This is a genomic window from Oceanimonas marisflavi, assembly GCF_003049725.1.
In the GTDB taxonomy this organism is placed as follows: domain Bacteria; phylum Pseudomonadota; class Gammaproteobacteria; order Enterobacterales; family Aeromonadaceae; genus Oceanimonas; species Oceanimonas marisflavi.
Window position 1 is genome coordinate 1 of the sequence record NZ_QAGM01000034.1, and the last position, 18,611, is coordinate 18,611.

An 18,611-nucleotide genomic window follows, 5' to 3' on the forward strand; every position below is an offset into this window, starting at 1 on the left:
AGACAGCATCTTACGGATCATGGCGTTTCTACGTTCTTCAGGGTACTGATTCATTCATGTCTACTTATCGCCCCTCCGTCTATGGTATTGGGTTTTAAAGAGGCGACAACTATCCTGACACGGGGGGTGAATGTTGAGTGAACACTCACCACTCACCACTCATCACTCATCACTCACCACTCACCACTCAAAAGAGGGGGGTTGATGTGAACAATGTTCTTGATAAATCCTTTGGTTTTGCTGTACGTATAGTCAAGTTGTATCAGCTTTTGTCAAAGGAGCAGAGAGAATACGTGCTTTCCAGACAGTTGCTGCGTTCTGGTACATCTATTGGCGCTAATATTAATGAGGCACAGGCCGGCCAGACAAAGGCTGATTTTGCTGCCAAAATGAGCATCGCCAGCAAAGAAGCCAGAGAAACCAAATACTGGCTGGATTTGCTTTGTTCAACAGGTTACCTGGACAAAACTCAACCACATGTAGTGAGCTTGCTGGAGCAGAGTGAAGAGCTCATAAAAATACTTACGGCAATAGTTAAACATACACAAGAAAATATAAAAGCAGGCAAGTAGTTTTATTAGTGTTGAGTTTTTAGTTGTGAATGTTGAGTTTTGTTAGTGTTGAGTTTTTAGTGGTGAATGTTGAGTGAACACTCACCACTCATAACTCAACACTAAAAACTCACCACTCACCACTCATAACTCAACACTAAAAACTCATCACTCAACACTCAAAACTGTGGGTTTTATATGAATAACGCCATTCACTGGCTCTTCCACCAGCCTCGTTCCATCAAGCGCATTATCAGCGTGTTGCTGGATACGCTGTTTATATCGCTGGCGTTCTGGGCGGCATATCTGCTGCGGCTGGACAGTTCCGATCTGCTGAGCTCGTACAAGCACTGGCTGGTGCTGGGCACCATGTTGCCGGTAACCCTGCTCTATTTTGTGCGCATGGGGCTTTACCGGGCGGTGCTGCGTTACCTGGGGCATCATGCCACCATGGTGATGATGGGCGGGGTGGCGGTGTCGGCCATCAGCATGGTACTGGCCGCTTATTACTTTCATGCCTTTTTGCCCCGCTCCGTGCCCGTTATCTATGCGGCGCTGGCATTGCTGCTGTGTGGCGGAGCCCGCACCATGGGCCGGGCGCTGTATAACCAGAGCACCAAGCGGCAGAAAATTCCGGTCATTATCTACGGCGCCGGTGCGTCGGGACGCCAGCTCAACACCTCGCTCACTCACGGCAACGAATATCGCGCCGTGGCCTTTGTGGATGACAACGCCGGTCTGCAAAAGGCCCTGCTGCAAGGGTTAACGGTTTATGCACCCGACCAGCTGCCCTGGCTGGTGGAACGCTTTGGTGCACAAAAGCTGCTGCTGGCCATGCCCAGCATCAGCCGGCAGCGCCGTCGCGAAATTGTAGACCGCCTTGAAAACCTGCACCTGGACATTCTCACCATTCCCGGCATGGCCGATCTGGTCAGTGGCAAGGCCAAACTGAGCGAGCTGCACGAGGTGAATGTGGAGGATCTGCTCGGGCGCGATCCGGTGGAGCCTTTTCCCGAGCTTATCAGCGCCAATATTTGCGGCAAGGTGGTGATGGTGACCGGGGCCGGTGGCTCCATTGGCTCCGAGTTGTGCCGGCAAATAGTGCAGCAGGGCCCAGCCACCCTGGTGCTGTTCGAAATGTCGGAATATGCGCTCTATCAAATTGATCAGGAGCTGAATGGTCTGTGTCGCGAGGCCGGTTACACAGTGCGCATTGTGCCCATTATGGCCTCGGTGCAGCGGCAAAACCGGCTGGAAGCGGTAATGCAGGGCTTTGGCGTGCACACCGTGTATCACGCCGCCGCCTGCAAACATGTGCCGCTGGTGGAATACAACGTGGTGGAAGGAGTGCGCAACAATGTGTTCGGCACCTGGCGGGCGGCCGAGGCGGCCATTAACAGCGGAGTGGAGACCTTTGTGCTTATCTCCACCGACAAGGCGGTGCGCCCCACCAATGTGATGGGCACCAGCAAGCGCCTGGCCGAGCTCGTGTTGCAGGCACTGGCCCAGCGGCAGAGCAACACTCGCTTTTGCATGGTGCGTTTTGGTAATGTTCTGGGGTCGTCCGGCTCTGTGGTGCCGCTGTTCAAAAGGCAAATCCGTGCCGGCGGGCCCATCACCCTTACCCACGAAGAGATCACCCGCTATTTTATGACCATTCCCGAGGCGGCCCAGCTGGTGATCCAGGCCGGGGCCATGGGCAAGGGAGGCGATGTGTTTGTGCTCGACATGGGCGAGCCGGTCAAAATCATCGATCTCGCCCGCAAAATGGTGCGGTTAATGGGATATGAGGCAGGCGATATTGACATCAAGATCACCGGTCTGCGCCCCGGCGAAAAGCTCTATGAAGAGCTGCTGATCGGCGGCAACGAGCAACCCACGGCGCACCCGCGCATTCGCACCGCTCACGAGGTGCACCTGCCTTGGGCGGAGATGCAAGCCCTGTTGAATGAACTGAACACCGCCTGTGAGCAATATAACCAGACCCGCATTCGCGAGCTGTTGCTGCAGGCACCCACCGCCTTTAACCCCCAGGACGGCATTTGCGATCTGGTGTGGCAGCAAGGCCAGAGCCAGGATGCACAGGCCCGCGCCGAAAAGGAAAAGGGCAGGGTAGTGGCGCTGGCACGCTGATTTCCTCTATTATTGCTTCACTTTTACCGAGCCCTGTATGGGCTCGTTTTCTTTGCGTTTGAGATCATCATGGAACACCGCTCATTTCTGGATTCACTGGTATACACGGGTCTGCTGGCCCTGCTGGTATGGATGCCATTGCCGCTGGGCAGCAACCGCGACTGGTCTGCCGGCCTGCTGGTGCTGCTGGTGGGGCTGCTGGCCCTGGCCTGGGCCTGCAGCCGGTTGCGCAGCCCCAAACCCTTCAGCCGGGCAGTGCGCACCGCCTGGCCCATGGCGCTGCTGCTGCTGCTGGCCCAGGGCTGGACGGCGGCTCAGCTGCTGCTGGGCATCTCGCTGGATACCGGTGCCACCTTTCAATATCTCATGCTGGGGCTGGCCTACACTCTGTTGTTTGTCATGGTGTTGAGCGTGTTTCACACCCGCCGCCGGCTGACCATCCTGCTGGCGGTGCTGGTGGTCAGCGGCACCTTTCAGGCCTTTTATGGCTCGCTCATGACCCTTTCTGGCCTGGAAATGACCTTCTTTACCGAAAAAACCAGCTACCTGGGCCTGGCCACCGGCACCTTTGTTAACCGCAACCACCTGGCTGGCTATCTGGAATTAACCCTGGCCTGCGGCATTGGCCTGATGCTGGCATTACGGGATGGCAAGGAGTGGAGCTGGAAAGCGGCGCTGGAATTGCTGATGGGCCCCAAGGCCCGGCTGCGTATTGGCCTGGTGATCATGGTGATTGGCCTGGTAATGAGCCGCTCGCGCATGGGGAACGCCGCATTTTTTGCCAGCCTTGTTATTATTGGCGGTATTTTTGTGCTGCTTAATAAAGAAAACAGAACAAGAAATATCATTTTGCTGGCCAGCTTTGTGGCCATCGACATTCTGGTTATCAGCCAGTTTTTTGGTCTCGACAAACTCAAGGACCGGCTTGTTAATACCCGTTTTGAAGACAAGGTAGTTAATGAAGTGGTGGTCGCCCGCCAGAACGAAGTGCGCGACGATGTCTATTTGCAGGCTCTGCCCGCGCTGGAAGAGCACTGGCTGGCCGGCTCCGGCGCCGGCAGTTTTGAGGCGATTTTTCCGCAATACATGGGGCCGGATATTGCCGTAATGCACTTCGACCACGCCCACAACGACTTTATTCAGTTCGCCATAGAATACGGGCTGGCAGGCACACTGCCCCTGGCGGCCTTTGTGCTGCTGGCCCTGTGGCATGCTTTGCGGGCCCTGTGGCACAAGGAGTCGTGGTATCGCAGCGGCATTGGCTTTGCCGCCAGCATGGGCATACTGTCGCTGATGATCCACTCCTTTACCGACTTCAACCTGCAAATACCCGCCAACGCCGCCACCTTTGTGGTGCTGTGCGCCATCGCGGTGCTGGCCCGGCACCACGAAAAACCCCGCCGGCGGGAGTGACATACATTCCGTCATGCCCGTGAAGACGGGCATCCAGAACAGAGTGCACGGTTTTAACTACGGCGCTGTCTGTGGCATGGACCCCCGCCTTCTGGATCCCCGCCTTCGCGGGGGTGACGAGGGTGACGGGGGGGACAGCCAATCATATCCATAAAAAAACGCACCATTTGGCGCGTTTTTTGTTTGCAAGCATGCTTAGTTGGGGCTGGCGGTGTTGTCGTCAGGGTTTTCTTCAGGTGCTCCGTTATCTTCGGGAATGGAAGGTTCGTTGTCTTCAGGAGTTTGGGAGGGAGTTTGAGCCTGCTCTTGCTGAGCAGCTTCTTCTGCTGCGTCAGCAACAGCCTGGTCAATCGCCTCGGCAGCCTCGGGAGCCGCTTCTTTAACAGCACTGGAGATTTCTGCTGCGGCCTGGGGGGCAACCTTAGTGACTTCGGCGGCAATTTGGGCAGCGGCCTGGGGGGCGACTTTGGTGACCTCTGCGGCAATTTGGGCAGCTGCCCGGGGCGCAGCCTTGGTTACTTCGGCAGCAATTTGTACAGCGGCTTCAGGAGCGGCTTTGGCAACCTCGGCGGCGATCTGGGCGGCTGCCTCGGGGGCAGCTTTGGCGACAGCAGCGGCAATTTTGGCGGCGGCGGCCGGAGTAGCCTTGGCGGCGGCGGCGGCGGCCTGGGCGGCAATGGCCGGGTTGGCGGCGGCAATGGCGGCAATCACATCGGCAATGGCATCGCCCTCGGCGGCCAGCAGTTGAGCGGCCTGCTCATCACTGAGCACCACGCCCGCTTTGGCCAGGGCATCCAGCGTGGCCTGATCTGCAAGCGCAGAAGTGCTGCACAGAGCAGCTGCCAAAGATAAAGCAGCAAGAGTTTTGCGCATGAATAAAGTCCTCGTCATCAAAAGCAAAAAGTGCGTTAATCCGGCCCGCCGGTACGCCCAAAACAGCCCCAATAGTATCTGCTACACAAAGCAGCCGCAATTTTAAGGTGGAAAATATACCAATTTTGCCGGAGTTGCCTACCAAACGTGACAAACCTTTCAAAAATGCACATTAATAAAAAATTCATAAAAAAATCAAACTATTGATTTTTCTTTCCATAAAACCACTTTGTTTATTATTTGCTCACCCTAGAGTTAACTCCATATTTTTTCAGGGATTGTATTGAGATGCTGAGAAAGGTTTCTAGTTGCTTCTCAAATGTGTAGAATGCTGTCGCAATATATGGCTGAAAGCTTAAAAATAATGCAGTTTATTATTTATGCTGTTGATTTAAATGGATTTTGGTTGAATGGCAAAGTCACAAACAACATGCTTTAGCCCAAACGCAAGTTCACGCAGCTACCCACCAGCCACTGGCCGGGGGGCCTGACCAGTCATTTTAGAACACGGAAATAAGCAGAATGATTAAAGTCAATAAAAACAAGCACTTATTCACAGTCTCTGCCGCAGCGGCCAGTGTGCTGATGTCTGGTGCGGCTTCTGCTGCCATTGAGCTGAACGAACACACCGGCCTGGTAACTGCGCTCAAGGTGACCCAAAGCCACAACGACAACATTAACGACACGCCTGCTGAGCAGGAGCGTTCTTCCTGGATCACCACAGTGGCGCCGGGCATTGAGCTGGTTGGCCGCGATCGCCTTAACCGTTACAGCCTCAGCTACAATCTGGAGCACGCGTTTTATCACACCAGCGCCACTGAAGATAAAACCAACCACACCCTGGCCGCCAACAGCCACATGGAGTTCGATGCCCGCAACCGCCTGGATCTGAACGCCGGCTACAAAAAGCGCGAAAGCATTGTGAACGACACCAACCGCAGAGCCGGACAGGAAGGTGACAAGTTTCATACCTACAGCCTGGGCGGCAAATACGGCTTTGGCGCCAAGAGCGCCACCATGCAGCTGGAGCTGGGCGTTAATCAGGACTGGACCAAATACGATAACAACCGCGAAGCACTTTCCGGACCAAATAAAGGCGCGGTAAACCGCGAAAAAGATCACGAAAAAACCGGCGTCACCGGCACCGCCTATTACCGTGTGGCCCCCAAAACCCGCGCCCTGTTTGAACTGGGCTTCGACGACTTCCGTTACGATAACGAGCAGCGTAATGGGCAGAGGCTGGACAGCCACAACATGCGCTACCTGGCCGGTGTAACCTGGGACGCCACCGCCAAAACCACCGGCACCGTAAAGCTGGGCTATCAGGAAAAAGACTTCGACGATGCCCGCAAGCAAGACACCAGCAGCATGTTGTGGGACGCTGCCGTTACCTGGGAGCCGGTAGCCTACTCCCGCATCAAATTTGGCACCGGCAGCAGCTACGGCGAGGGCGGCTCCACCGAAGACGTGGTAGACACCACCAACTACCGCATTAACTGGCTGCATGACTGGACCCCGCGCATCAACTCCGATGTGGGTTACCGCCTTACCAACAAGGAATATCAGGGTGGCAGCAACGCCGGCCGGGAAGACGACCTTAGCGTTTATAACCTGGGCGTAAACTACAAAATGCGCCGCTGGCTGGAGCTGGGCGTGGGCTACCGCTACCGCGATAATGACTCCACTACAGATGACAGCAGCTACGAAGTCAACGAAGTGTTTGCCAGCGTAAACCTTGTTCTGAACTAAGCAAGCCATAAAACAGGCCTGGCCGGCACCAGTCCGGCCAGGCCTGTGGCATGCAACACGGGAAAAACCTCCATGAAGGTGATAAAAACAATGTGCCTGCTGCTGGCCTGGGCTCTGGCTGCCCCCCATGCACAGGCACAAAGCAGCAACTCTGCCTACACCCTGGGCTCGGGCGATCTTATTCGTATCAGCGTATTCGGCGAAGCCGATCTCAGCTTTGAACAGGTGCAGCTGAACGACGCCGGCACCTTTTCTTATCCGTTTCTCGGCACCATTAACGCCAGGGGTAAAACCGCCCGCGACGTGGAGCAGCTGCTTACCAACGGCCTGCGTGGCGACTATCTGGTGGATCCCAAGGTAACCGTAAGCATTCTGGAATACCGCAAATTCTTTGTGAACGGTGAAGTAGCCTCACCCGGCGGCTTTGCCTTTCAGCCCGGCATAACCCTGCGCAAGGCGGTAGCCTTGGCCGGCGGCTTTACCGAACGCGCCTCGCGCAGCGCCTTTTATATTATTCGCGATACCGACGCCAGCCGTACCCCGCAAAAAATTGGCCTGGACGATCCGGTAATGCCCGGCGACATCATCACCATTGAGCAGAGCTTCTTCTAACATGGACAACAGCAAACTTTCCGGCTTTAACCCGGGCAACAACAGTGCTGACGACGAAATCGATCTGCTGGCCCTGTGGCATAGCATTTACCGCCGCAAATGGAGCATTATTAGCCTTACCCTGGTGGTGGCCATGCTTGCCGTGCTGGTGGTGTTTAACATTACCCCCACCTACCGGGCCAGCAGCACCCTGCTGATTGAAAACAAGGCCCCCAATGTGATGACCATCGAGCAGGTATACGGCGTGGAAGATGCCGGCAGCGAATATCTGCAAACCCAGTTCGAGTTGCTTAAATCCCGCGCCCTGGCCGAGCGGGTGGTGCGCGAGCTGGTGCTCGACACCCATCCGGAGTTTGATCCCCGCCAGCAGCCCGCGCCCTTGCTTAACTGGCGCGGCTGGCTGAGCAGCGTAAAAATGCTGGTGGCCCCGAGCGATCTGGAGTCAAAACAACCCAGTGAAGCGGACATTTTTGATGCCGTTGTAGGGGCTTTTCGTAGCCGTGTGGCCGTGGAGCCCCAGGGCAAAACCCAGCTGGTGCAGGTGAGCGTGGACATGGCCGATGCCGCCACCGCTGCCCGTGCCGCCAACGCCCTGGCCCAGGGCTATATAGAAAGCCAGCTCGAAGCCAAGCTCAATATGACCGAAACCGCCACCAGCTGGATGAACCAGCAACTGGGGGGCCTTAAGGGCAAGCTGGAAGACTCCGAGCGTCGGCTGCAGGAATTTATGCAGCAGGAGAACCTGGTAAACCTGGACGGTATTACCACCGTTAGTGCCGATGAACTCAGCAACACCGGCCAGCGCCTTACCGATGCCCGGCGAGCCCGCAACGCCGCCGAAAGCCAGTATCGCCAGGTGGCCGCCATGAAGGGCGCTGGTTATCGCAGGCTGGCCAGCGTGCCGGCGGTAATGTCGGACCCGGTGGTGGCCCAGTTCAAGGCTGCCGAAGCCACCGCCAATGCCAAGGTGCAGGAGCTCAGCCGCCGCTATGGCCCCAAGCACCCAACCATGGTGGCTGCGCAAACCGAGCTTAACGCCGCCCGCGCCAGCCTGCGCGCCCAGGTGGAGCAGGTGGTGGCCAGCATAGAAAACAGCTATCAGCTGGCACTGGCCAACGAGCGTGGCCTGCAGTCTGCCTTTGAGCAAAACAAGGAGCAGATCCAGAGCATTAACCGCAACGAGTTTCGTTTGCGCGAGCTGCAGCGGGAAGTAGACACCAACCGCTCGCTCTACGACACCTTTATGACCCGGCTGAAGGAAACCACTGCCACCCAGGATCTCGACACAGTCAACGCCCGCATCGTGGACCGTGCCGTGGTGCCCAACCAGCCCATTAAACCCCAAAAGAGCCTGATTGTGGCTTTGGCTACTTTGCTGGCATTTATGCTGGGAATTGGTCTGGCATTGCTGGTAGACATTCTCAATAACACCTTCAAGGGCACAGAAGACGTTGAAAACAAGCTTAACCTGCCGGTAATGGGCATTCTGCCGCTGCTCAAGAACAAGCAGACAGGGGAGCATGTGGCCAAGCTGTTTCATGAAAACAGCAACAAGCCCTTCAACGAGGCGGTGCGCACCATTCGCACCGGATTTGTGCTCTCGGGCATGGATCATCCCTACACAATTACCTTGGTCACTTCCTCTGTGCCGGGCGAGGGCAAGAGCTCAGTTTCCAGCAACCTGGCTGCCGCCTTGGGGCAAATGGAAAAGGTTCTGCTGGTAGATGCCGATATGCGCCGCCCCACGGTTGCAAAAAACTACGGCTTTGCCGTGGGCACGCCGGGCCTGGCCAACCTGATTGCCGGCACAGCCAAACTGGAAGAGTGCATTCAGCAGGTGGATGGTATAGACGTTATGTCTGCCGGCACAGTGCCGCCCAACCCGCTGGAGCTGCTGTCATCCGACCGCTTCGACAGTATTATAAAAGTGCTGGCCGACAGATATGACAGAGTGATTATCGACTCTCCTCCCACTCAGGCAGTAAGCGATGCGCTGGTGCTCAGCCAGCATGCCAACGCCGTTATCTATGTGGTGAAAAGCGAGTCTACCTCTGTTCCGCAGGTAGAGACAGGCGTTGGCAAGCTGCTGCAGCTGAACGCACCCATCAAAGGTGTAGTGCTCAATCAGCTGGATGTGAAAAAGGCCGCCAAATATGGCTACAGCTACGGTGGCTATTACGACCATTACGGCTACAGCAGCAACACGGCCAAGGCGGAAGCATAACCATGAGCGCACGGCTTGTTGACCTTCATAACCATCTGCTGCCGGGGCTGGACGACGGCGCCGCCGACCTGGGCGAGGCGCTGGCGATGGCCCGGGCAGCGGTGGCCAATGGCATTACCCACTGCGTGTGCACCCCGCACATGCAGCCTGGCAAGTTCAACAACGACCGTGCCTCCATCAGTGCCGCTTTCAAGCAAATGCAGGCGGCACTGCTGGAGCATAATATTCCCCTGCGCATCGCCATGAGCGCCGAAGTACGCTTTGGCCTGGAAGTAATGCAGCAGGTAATGAACAACGACATTCCCCTGCTGGGCCAGTGGCAGGGCAAGCCCGTGCTGCTGCTGGAGCTGCCCCACCACGAGGTGCCCTTTGGCGCCGACAAGCTTACCCAGTGGCTGCTGAAGCAGGGCATAGTGCCCATGATCGCCCACCCCGAGCGCAACCGCGGCCTGCAGCACAACCCGGCCAAACTGCGGCCCTTTGTGCAACAGGGCTGCTTGTTCCAGCTGACCGCCGCCTCGGTAACCGGCTATTTTGGCCATAGCACCCAGGCGCTTGCCGAACAACTGCTGAAAGAAGGCATAGTCACAGTGCTGGCCAGCGACGCCCACAACATGCAATATCGCCCACCCATGCTGAATGAGGGCCGCCGTGCCGCCGAACTCATAGTGGGGGAGGTGACTGCCATACAACTCACCAGCACCAACCCCTGGCTTATCACCGAACCCCTGTTCGCGGAGCAGCCAGCATGAGCGCCTTGGAGCGCAGGCTGCCAGCCTGCATTAGCGCCCGCAGGGCGCTCAAAGGAGCCCGCCCGTGACCCTCCAGCGCACGCTCCTTATTACTATCATCGCGCTCGCCATCGCCCTCACCTGGGCCGGCACCCGCATGCTGCTCGCCGGTGGCTACGCCCATCAAAGCAAACTCTTTCTGCAAGACTGGCGCAGCAAACCCGCCCCCGTAGAAAAAGCCTGGCAGGTAGCCGAGCACGCCGCCCGGCAAGCTGTGGCCCTTTACCCCGTGGCCAACGGCCAGTATTACGAACAACTGGGGCGGGTATATCACTACCGCCACCGCAACCTGCCCACCGGCAGCGCACAAGCCACCGCCAGTCGCGAACAGGCCGCCAGTGCCTATCGTCAGGCCATCGCCGCCCGGCCCCAGTGGCCCTACTCCCGGCTGCGCCTGGCCTCCGTATTAAAAAGCCAGCGGCAATATAACGACGAATATAAACAGGCCCTTACCCAGGGCTTTGCCCACGGCCCCTGGCACGGCTGGATAGTACGCCAGAGTGCATATCTGGGCCTGATTAGCTGGCACACCCTCAACACTGCGCAACAGCAAACCATAACAACAGCCATCGAGCACGGCCTTGCCCAAAGCGCAAAAAGCAAAAAATACATTACCGGACTGCTCACCCGGCTAAACCGGCAGGATCTGCTGGCGAGGAGTGGGGAATAGCCCGATAGGGAATAGGGAGTAAGCAGGTCTGGAGTACAAGCTTTTGGGGTTCCGACTCCCCATTCCCAATTCCCTAATCCCTGTATTTAAAACAAGTAACCCGGCCGTGGGAGAAGCGCCAAACAACTCCACGGGCGGTAGCGTGCCTGAAGTACCCGTAGGTTGGCGATGAGCGCAGCGAATCCCAACATTTGCGTGCACCATGGCATCAAACCCGTAGCCGCCACTTTAGTCGGCGGGGCCTGCGCAGCAGGCCATATTTCCAATAAAAACACGGAATAAAAATGAAAGCCATCATCCCCGTCGCCGGTCTCGGCACCCGCATGCTGCCTGCCACCAAAGCCATTCCCAAAGAAATGCTGCCCATAGTGGACAAACCGCTGATCCAGTATGTGGTAAGCGAAGCCATCGCTGCCGGCATAAAAGAAATCATTCTGGTTACCCATTCCAGCAAAAACTCCATTGAAAACCACTTTGACACCAGTTTTGAGCTGGAAGCCACGCTCGAAAAGCGCGTCAAGCGCCAGTTGCTGGAAGAAGTACGCAGCATTTGCCCGCCCGACGTAACCATAATGCACGTGCGCCAGGGCGTGGCCAAAGGCCTGGGCCATGCGGTGATGTGCGCTTATCCGCTGGTGGGCAACAACCCCAGTGTGGTGATTCTGCCCGATGTGCTGATAGACGATGCCCAGAGCGATTTAACCAAAGACAACTTGGCCCAAATGCTGGCCCGCTTCAACGACACCCAACGTAGCCAGATAATGGTAGAGCCGGTGGCGCAAGAGCAAGTAAGCCAATACGGCATTGCCGACTGCATGGGCCACAAGTTGCAAAGCGGCGAAAGTAAGCTCATAACCGCCATAGTGGAAAAACCCAAACAAGAAGAAGCCCCTTCAAACTTGGCCGTGGTCGGCCGCTATGTGCTCAGCCAAAACATTTGGCTGCTGCTGGCCAGCACAGCTCCCGGCGCCGGCGACGAAATTCAGCTTACCGATGCCATAGCAGCACTAATGCAGCAAGAGCAGGTAGAGGCCTACAACATAGTGGGTAAAAGCCACGACTGCGGCAGCAAACTCGGCTATATGCAGGCTAATGTGGAATACGCCCTGCGCCACCCCGAGCTGGGGGAAGCTTTCAGCGAATTTCTGCAGAGTCATGTAGAGGCAATGTCAATCCCCCCGTGTCAGGATAGTTGTCGCCTCTTTAAAATCTAACACCATAGACGGAGGGGCGATAAGTAGACATGAATGAATCAGTACCCTGAAGAACGCAGAAACGCCATGATCCGGAAGATGCTGTCTCCGGATTGTCCTTCCATTGCTCAGCTTGCTCGTGACGAGGGAATATCGAAGTGGACCCTGTATGATTGGCGTAAGCAAGCCATTGATGGAGCGCAGAGAATACCCATGCCGGACAAGCCAGCAGAAACATTATCAGCAGAAGCCCGCTTTGCCATTGTGGTAGAAACCGCCACCATGTCTGAAGCTGAACTCAGCCAGTATTGTCGGGAGAACAGCTTCTACCCTGAGCACGTCAAAGCCTGGAAGCGCGATTTTATTGCAGGCTCAGCCTCTGAGCAGACAGCCGGCTCGGCCTCGTTACAGAAAGAACGCCGACGCATCAAAGCGCTGGAGCAGGAGCTTCGACGCAAGGAAAAAGCCCTCGCTGAAACCGCTGCGCTGCTGGTACTGCGAAAAAAGGCCGATGCGATCTGGGGGAAGGACGAGGACGAATGATCAGCGTCTCAGATCGCCAACACGCTGTGGCGCTGATTGAAGAAGCAACACGGGCCGGTGCACGTAAAGAGATAGCCTGCCGCGAGCTGGGGATCAGTATCCGTACGTTGCAACGCTGGACACGGAGTGGTGAGCTGAGCGCAGATGGACGTCCTTCTGCCATCAGGCCAGTACCGGCAAACCGGCTCAGTGTTGCGGAGCAACAAGAAATCCTGAAGGTGTGTAATGAACCGGAATACGCGAGCTTGCCACCGGGGCAGATAGTGCTGCGACTGGCTGACAGGGGCATCTACCTGGCTTCCGAGCCGACCTTCTACCGGGTGTTGAAGGCGCATCATCAGTTGCATCGTCGCGGTCGAGCCCGAGCGCCTCGCAAGCTGGCTCGACCAACGACTTACATCGCCTCGGGTCCGAAGCAAGTCTGGTCATGGGATATTACTTACTGTCCGTCCAGCGTGCGTGGGCAGTTCTATTACCTGTACATGATCGAAGACATTTACAGTCGTAAAATCGTGGGCTGGGAAGTCCATGGCTGCGAAAGTGGCGCCTATGCTGCCGAGCTGATGCAACGGACCGTGATGGCCGAGCAATGCTTCCGAAAGCCACTGGTGCTGCACTCTGACAACGGTAGTCCGATGAAGTCATCGACCATGCTGGCCAAACTGGAAGAGCTTGGCGTGACGCCCTCACGCAGCCGGCCGCGAGTCAGTGACGATAACCCTTACTCAGAGTCATTGTTCCGAACGCTGAAGTACCGCCCGCTCTGGCCGACGTCAGGATTTAGCAGTCTGGATGAAACCCGGCTCTGGATACAGCAGTTCGTTGCCTGGTACAACCATGAACATCGGCACAGCCGCATTCAGTATGTGACACCCGTTCAGCGTCATCAGAGAGAAGATGTAGCGTTACTGAAAGAGCGGCATGCCGTATATCAGCAGGCTAAAGCGAGGCGTCCAGAGCGGTGGTCAGGAACAACTCGCAACTGGACGCCGGCAGGAGATGTGGCACTTAACCCAGAGCGCTTGGACGAAACACAAAAAGCAGCCGCGTAAAATGAAGAACGCGACAACTACCTTGAAAAACGCCGCAATCAAGCAGGAACAAGCATCCTAGCTTAGTTGCCCGGCATTCTGGCTTCGCGCTTGTCACTCCGACGAAGGCCGGAGTCCAGTTTCCTGTAGGCGCCACTTTAGTTGGTGGAGCCTGCGCAGCAGGCTTTTTGTGGGCCCCAATTTATTGGGGCAGTAGCAACCAAATACTATTAACTGACAACGGTGTAGGTGGGGTTCCTCCTCACCCTTATCACCTCACCCCTCACGGTAAAAACATGAAAATAGCCATTGCCGGCACCGGCTACGTCGGCCTCTCCAACGCCATGCTGCTCGCCCAGCATAACGAAGTAGTCGCCCTCGACATCATTTCCGAAAAAGTAGTGCAGCTAAACAACCGGCAGTCTCCCATAGTCGACGCCGACATTACCGACTTTCTGCAAAACCGAAATATCGACTTTCGCGCCACGCTCGACAAGGCCGACGCTTTTGACAATGCCGACTTTGTCATTATCGCCACGCCCACCGACTACGATCCGCAAACCAACCACTTCAACACCAAAAGTGTGGAAGCGGTAGTCAATGACGTTATGACCATCAACCCCAGTGCGGTAATGGTGATCAAATCCACGGTGCCGGTGGGCTATACCCAAAAGCTCAAAGAACAAACCGGCAGCAACAACATTATCTTCTCGCCAGAATTCCTGCGCGAAGGCAAGGCCCTGCACGACAACCTGTATCCTTCCCGCATCATCGTGGGCGAACAAAGCGAACGGGCGAAAACTTTCGCCAGCCTGCTGCTGCAGGGCGCCATAAAAAAAGACGCCCCCGTGCTCTACACCAACAGCACAGAGGCCGAGGCGGTCAAGCTGTTCTCCAACACCTACCTCGCCATGCGGGTGGCCTACTTCAACGAGCTGGACAGCTATGCCGAAAGCCACGGCCTGGACAGCCGCCAGATCATAGAAGGGGTAGGGCTGGACCCGCGTATTGGCAACCACTACAACAACCCCAGCTTTGGCTACGGCGGCTACTGCCTGCCCAAAGACACCAAACAGCTGCTGGCCAACTACCAGGATGTGCCCAACAACATCATCCAGGCCATAGTAGACGCCAATACCACCCGCAAAGACTTTATTGCCAACCAGGTAATAGAGCAGCTAAACCGCACAGCCCGTCATTCCGGGCTTGACCCGGAATCTACTGCGGCCAGCACAAAACCAACAGTAGGCATCTACCGCCTGGTCATGAAAGCCGGATCCGACAACTTCCGCGCATCCGCCATTCAGGGCGTAATGAAGCGTATCAAGGCCAAGGGCATAGAAGTCATCGTCTATGAGCCAGTACTCACCGAGCCTGAGTTCTACCACTCCCGAGTGGTGAACAATCTGGAAGAATTCAAGCAGCTGGCGAATGTGATTGTCGCCAACCGGCCTTCTGCCGAGCTGCAGGATGTGGTGGAAAAAGTATATACCCGTGACTTGTTCGGCAGTGACTGACAAATGAACGGATTGGTTACTGATGCCCGCACCAGGAAGAATAATAACTTGAACATCAAAAGCCCGTTAATCAAGAGTTTCCTTGGCCTGGGAGCACTGCGGATTTTATCAATTCCGTTAGGTCTGTTAACCAGTGTCATTCTGGCTCGTGGACTGGGAACAGAAGGGTTTGGACAATACTCATTTGTAATGTCGTTGATCGCCATTATTGCCCTGCCTGTTGCGGGGGGAGTTCCTCAGTTGTTTACCCGTGAAGTGGCAGGCTACCTTCATAACAAGCAATGGGGGCTTTATCGGGGCGTGCTGCGAGCCGGGCATATGTGGGTAGTCGTATCGTCTCTGGTTATTCTGGGTGGCTATTTTTTTGTGTCGAACATAACGCATTGGTTGCCGGCGGATGACAAGTGGCAGCTGCTGGGTATTGCCGTGCTGATGATTCCCTTTCTGGGGCTGGGAGCCGTGCGAGATGGTTCCATTAAAGGGCTGGGCAAGCCGGTATATGCCGAGCTGCCCGGGCAGTTTTTGCAGCCGGTGCTATTGATAGCAAGTTATTTTGTTTTGCTGAAACTTGATATTTTAACCACGCAGACGGTGATATGGGGTCAGGTGCTGGTGGCCTGCCTGGTGTTTTTGTGTGCCAGTGCTTTGTTCTATCGTTTGCAGTCTTCACACAGAAGGCAACAACCACCAGAGTATCAAGCGGCTCAATGGGGCAGGGCATTATTGCCTTTCACCCTGCTGGCACTGGTGGGCACCTTAAATGCCCAAATTGGTATTATTGTTCTGGGTTTTCTGGGCACCGATGAGCAGGTGGCGGCCATGAGAGTGGCCGACAGGGGGGCACAGTTTGTGGCCTTGTCGCTAACGCTGGTCAACCTGGTGATTGCACCCCATATAGTGCGAGCCTATCGCTCAAAAAATAAAGAGCAGCTGCAAACACTGGCCAGGCAGTCGGCCCGGGGCAGCTTTGCCATCGCATTGCCCATTGGTCTGGTATTGTTGTTTGCCGGCAAGCCCCTGCTTGGCTGGGTGTTTGGTAAGGAATATGCCAGCTCTGCCTATTACCCCATGGCCATTCTGGTAGTAGGGCAGTTGATTAATGTGTTTTTTGGATCTGTTGGCTACCTGCTTTCCATGAGTGGCTATGAAAAAGATACCTTGAGAGGGCATGGCTCCTCAGTTACGTTAAATGTTATCCTTTCTTTTATATTAATTCCTTTGTTGGGTGCTGAAGGTGCAGCACTTAGTGCTTCACTTAGCATTTTTTCCTGGAACTTTGTTTTATCCTTTTTTGTTTTAAAGCGATTAGGTATCAAGCCTAGCTGCATTTAACTTTGCGAGTGTAAAATATGAACAACAAAGAGTACTCATTAGGTGGTTTGGTTTCTTTGGCTACAATTAACTATAGTAAAAGACCTAAAGCTTTACTGAAAGCAATGCTTCCTCAAAAGCGAGAGAGGTATTCTTACTTTGACATAAATAGGACGGGGGTTTTCTTTTTACATATCCCAAAATGTGCTGGAGTTTCAATAAATAAAGCTCTGTATGGTTCTTTAGGTGTGGGACATGTCACCTTGGAAGATGCGTTAGTTAGTTTAGGGCCAATAAAGTTTAATAATTTTTTTAAGTTTACAATTGTTAGAAACCCTTGGGATAGGCTTGTTTCTTCTTATTTCTTTCTAAAGCAAGGCGGTTTTTGTGAAAAAGATAAATTCTTCTTTAAGAAGAATTTGGCTTGTTTTGATAGTTTTAAAGACTTTGTTGTTAATTGGGTTAATGAAGATAATATACTAACTTGGAATCATTTCATACCCCAGTCTCACTTTCTATCAAGTGATAAGAAGCAGTTGGGTTTAGATTATATTTGTTTTTTTGAAAATCTAGATTCTGATTTAAACTACTTGTCTTCGGTTGTAGGTATATCTTCTCTTTCTAGTGTGAAACCGACTAACAAGGCAGTAAGGGATTGCTATCTTGACTATTATGATAAGGAAACCATAGAAATTGTTGAGCGAGTTTATAAAGCTGATATAGAGTTGCTTGGTTACGACTATCGTGGAGATATGCTTTCTAAACAAATTGAATCAAGAAATCATCGATTTGAAGTATGTGGATATGAGTGAACACGTAAGCTTTTCAGTGATTGTTCCAGCCTATAACGTTGAAAACTATATAGAAGAAGCTATCGACTCCATTCTTAATCAAACGGTTTTGCCATCTGAAATTATAGTAATAAATGATGGCAGCACTGATGGAACACCTGAAGTGTTAAAGAAGTATGAGCATAATGCTCTGTTTGAAATTATCCATACTGAAAATAGAGGTCTAGGCGAAGCCAGGAATAGAGGGTTGGCTGAGAGTAGCTCTGAATACGTTTATTTCTTTGATTCCGATGATACTCTCGAGCCTGACTTTATAGAAAAGATGCTTGGCTTTATTGCAGGGTATGATGACCCGGATTTAATTTTCTTCTCAGGCCGATCTTTTCTGGATGATGACCTTGTCTCCAGCAGTTTTATGCCGGATTACAGCAGGTGCTTTAATGAATGCTTTTTAAACTCATTTGACTTGATGAGCTCCCTGTACAGTGAGAAAGCTTTTTTTCCTAGTGCTTGTCTTTATGTTTCCAAAAAAAGTCTCTGGGTAAAGAATAACTTGAGGTTTAAGCCTATTGTTCATGAAGATGAAGAGGTTATATTCAAGGTTGCAGCCTTCTCTCATACATCTTTGGTAGTAGATGATGTGTTCTTCAATCGTCGAGTCAGGTCTGGATCTATTATGACCTCGGAAAAGGGTGAGAAAAATTTACAAGGCCTTTTAATTTCTCTTGACTCAATGTTTGAGTTCAAAAGAAACCAAAACACCTTGTGCAGATCTCTGAGTTTTTTTTGGAGAAAGCGAGTTGGTAGCCTTTTTGTAGCCTCTGTCTTGATGATGTTTAAATTGAAGCAGTTCCGATTTAATATCTCTTTGTTTAAGTCTTTTTTTTATTCGATTAGCTTATCTAGAATTGCTAAGTGTTTCAGGCTTGTAGGTAAAAAGTTGCTTAAGGCTTAATTTTCATATTACTTTTTAATCTGGATTATTTGTTATGACTCTTACCCACCTGCAACGCCTAGAAGCCGAAAGTATCCACATCATGCGGGAAGTGGTGGCCGAGGCCGACAACCCCGTCATGCTCTACTCCATCGGCAAGGACAGCGCCGTGATGCTGCACCTGGCCATGAAGGCCTTCTACCCCTCGGTGCCGCCGTTCCCGCTGCTGCATGTGGACACCCGCTGGAAGTTCCGCGAAATGTACGAGTTCCGCG

Annotated in this window: 16 protein-coding genes; 15 read left to right on the top strand and 1 reads right to left on the bottom strand. The window is 53.9% G+C overall.

What is annotated here, in order from left to right:
• Positions 1-206 precede the first annotated feature (206 nt).
• From DA373_RS15170 to DA373_RS15180, 3 genes are all read left to right on the top strand, one after another.
• On the top strand, positions 207-572 hold the full coding sequence (locus DA373_RS15170) for a four helix bundle protein (RefSeq protein WP_107853123.1): 366 nt from the start codon (positions 207-209) through the stop codon (positions 570-572).
• Positions 573-749: 177 nt separating this feature from the next.
• On the top strand, positions 750-2,684 hold the full coding sequence (locus tag DA373_RS15175; RefSeq protein WP_107853124.1) for a polysaccharide biosynthesis protein: 1,935 nt from the start codon (positions 750-752) through the stop codon (positions 2,682-2,684).
• Positions 2,685-2,753: 69 nt separating this feature from the next.
• Entirely contained in the window at positions 2,754-4,097 is a 1,344-nt protein-coding gene (locus DA373_RS15180) for an O-antigen ligase family protein (RefSeq protein ID WP_107853136.1), read from the top strand.
• Positions 4,098-4,292: 195 nt separating this feature from the next.
• Here DA373_RS15180 and DA373_RS15185 read toward each other — a convergent pair whose 3' ends face one another.
• Positions 4,293-5,042 (bottom strand): hypothetical protein, encoded by a 750-nt coding sequence (locus DA373_RS15185; RefSeq protein WP_157953732.1) that lies wholly within the window; start codon positions 5,040-5,042, stop codon positions 4,293-4,295.
• A gap of 513 nt (positions 5,043-5,555) precedes the next feature.
• Here DA373_RS15185 and DA373_RS15190 point away from each other — a divergent pair.
• From DA373_RS15190 to DA373_RS15245, 12 genes are all read left to right on the top strand, one after another.
• Positions 5,556-6,719, top strand: coding sequence for an outer membrane beta-barrel protein (locus DA373_RS15190; RefSeq protein WP_232821302.1), 1,164 nt, complete (start codon positions 5,556-5,558; stop codon positions 6,717-6,719).
• 72 nt (positions 6,720-6,791) lie between these two features.
• Positions 6,792-7,331, top strand: coding sequence for a polysaccharide biosynthesis/export family protein (locus DA373_RS15195; protein WP_107853127.1), 540 nt, complete (start codon positions 6,792-6,794; stop codon positions 7,329-7,331).
• Position 7,332: 1 nt separating this feature from the next.
• Positions 7,333-9,555 (top strand): GumC family protein, encoded by a 2,223-nt coding sequence (locus DA373_RS15200; RefSeq protein ID WP_107853128.1) that lies wholly within the window; start codon positions 7,333-7,335, stop codon positions 9,553-9,555.
• A gap of 2 nt (positions 9,556-9,557) precedes the next feature.
• A complete protein-coding gene (locus DA373_RS15205) occupies positions 9,558-10,307 on the top strand; it encodes a tyrosine-protein phosphatase (RefSeq protein ID WP_107853129.1) in 750 nt (249 codons plus the stop codon).
• Between the two features lie 64 nt (positions 10,308-10,371).
• Positions 10,372-11,016, top strand: a complete 645-nt coding sequence (locus DA373_RS15210) for a hypothetical protein (protein WP_107853130.1) — start codon at positions 10,372-10,374, stop codon at positions 11,014-11,016.
• Positions 11,017-11,300: 284 nt separating this feature from the next.
• Positions 11,301-12,230, top strand: a complete 930-nt coding sequence (galU, locus tag DA373_RS15215; RefSeq protein WP_107853131.1) for a UTP--glucose-1-phosphate uridylyltransferase GalU — start codon at positions 11,301-11,303, stop codon at positions 12,228-12,230.
• 33 nt (positions 12,231-12,263) lie between these two features.
• Positions 12,264-13,804 (top strand): IS3 family transposase gene (locus tag DA373_RS15220; protein WP_232821300.1). Its coding sequence is split into 2 segments (ribosomal slippage): positions 12,264-12,717 and positions 12,717-13,804, totalling 1,542 coding nucleotides; the frame shifts between segments, so codons are not numbered across the junction.
• Between the two features lie 275 nt (positions 13,805-14,079).
• Entirely contained in the window at positions 14,080-15,300 is a 1,221-nt protein-coding gene (locus DA373_RS15225) for a nucleotide sugar dehydrogenase (RefSeq protein WP_107853132.1), read from the top strand.
• A 3-nt stretch (positions 15,301-15,303) separates the two neighbouring features.
• Complete coding sequence (locus tag DA373_RS15230) at positions 15,304-16,632, top strand: flippase (protein ID WP_107853133.1); 1,329 nt, start codon at positions 15,304-15,306, stop codon at positions 16,630-16,632.
• Positions 16,633-16,649: 17 nt separating this feature from the next.
• The gene (locus DA373_RS15235) at positions 16,650-17,423 is read left to right on the top strand and encodes a sulfotransferase family 2 domain-containing protein (protein WP_107853134.1); all 774 of its coding nucleotides are present in this window, start codon (positions 16,650-16,652) and stop codon (positions 17,421-17,423) included.
• Positions 17,416-18,357, top strand: a complete 942-nt coding sequence (locus tag DA373_RS15240; RefSeq protein ID WP_107853135.1) for a glycosyltransferase family 2 protein — start codon at positions 17,416-17,418, stop codon at positions 18,355-18,357. The genes DA373_RS15235 and DA373_RS15240 overlap by 8 nt, the downstream gene beginning before the upstream one ends.
• A gap of 34 nt (positions 18,358-18,391) precedes the next feature.
• The coding region (locus DA373_RS15245; RefSeq protein ID WP_157953734.1) for a phosphoadenosine phosphosulfate reductase domain-containing protein at positions 18,392-18,611 on the top strand (220 nt) is incomplete at its 3' end.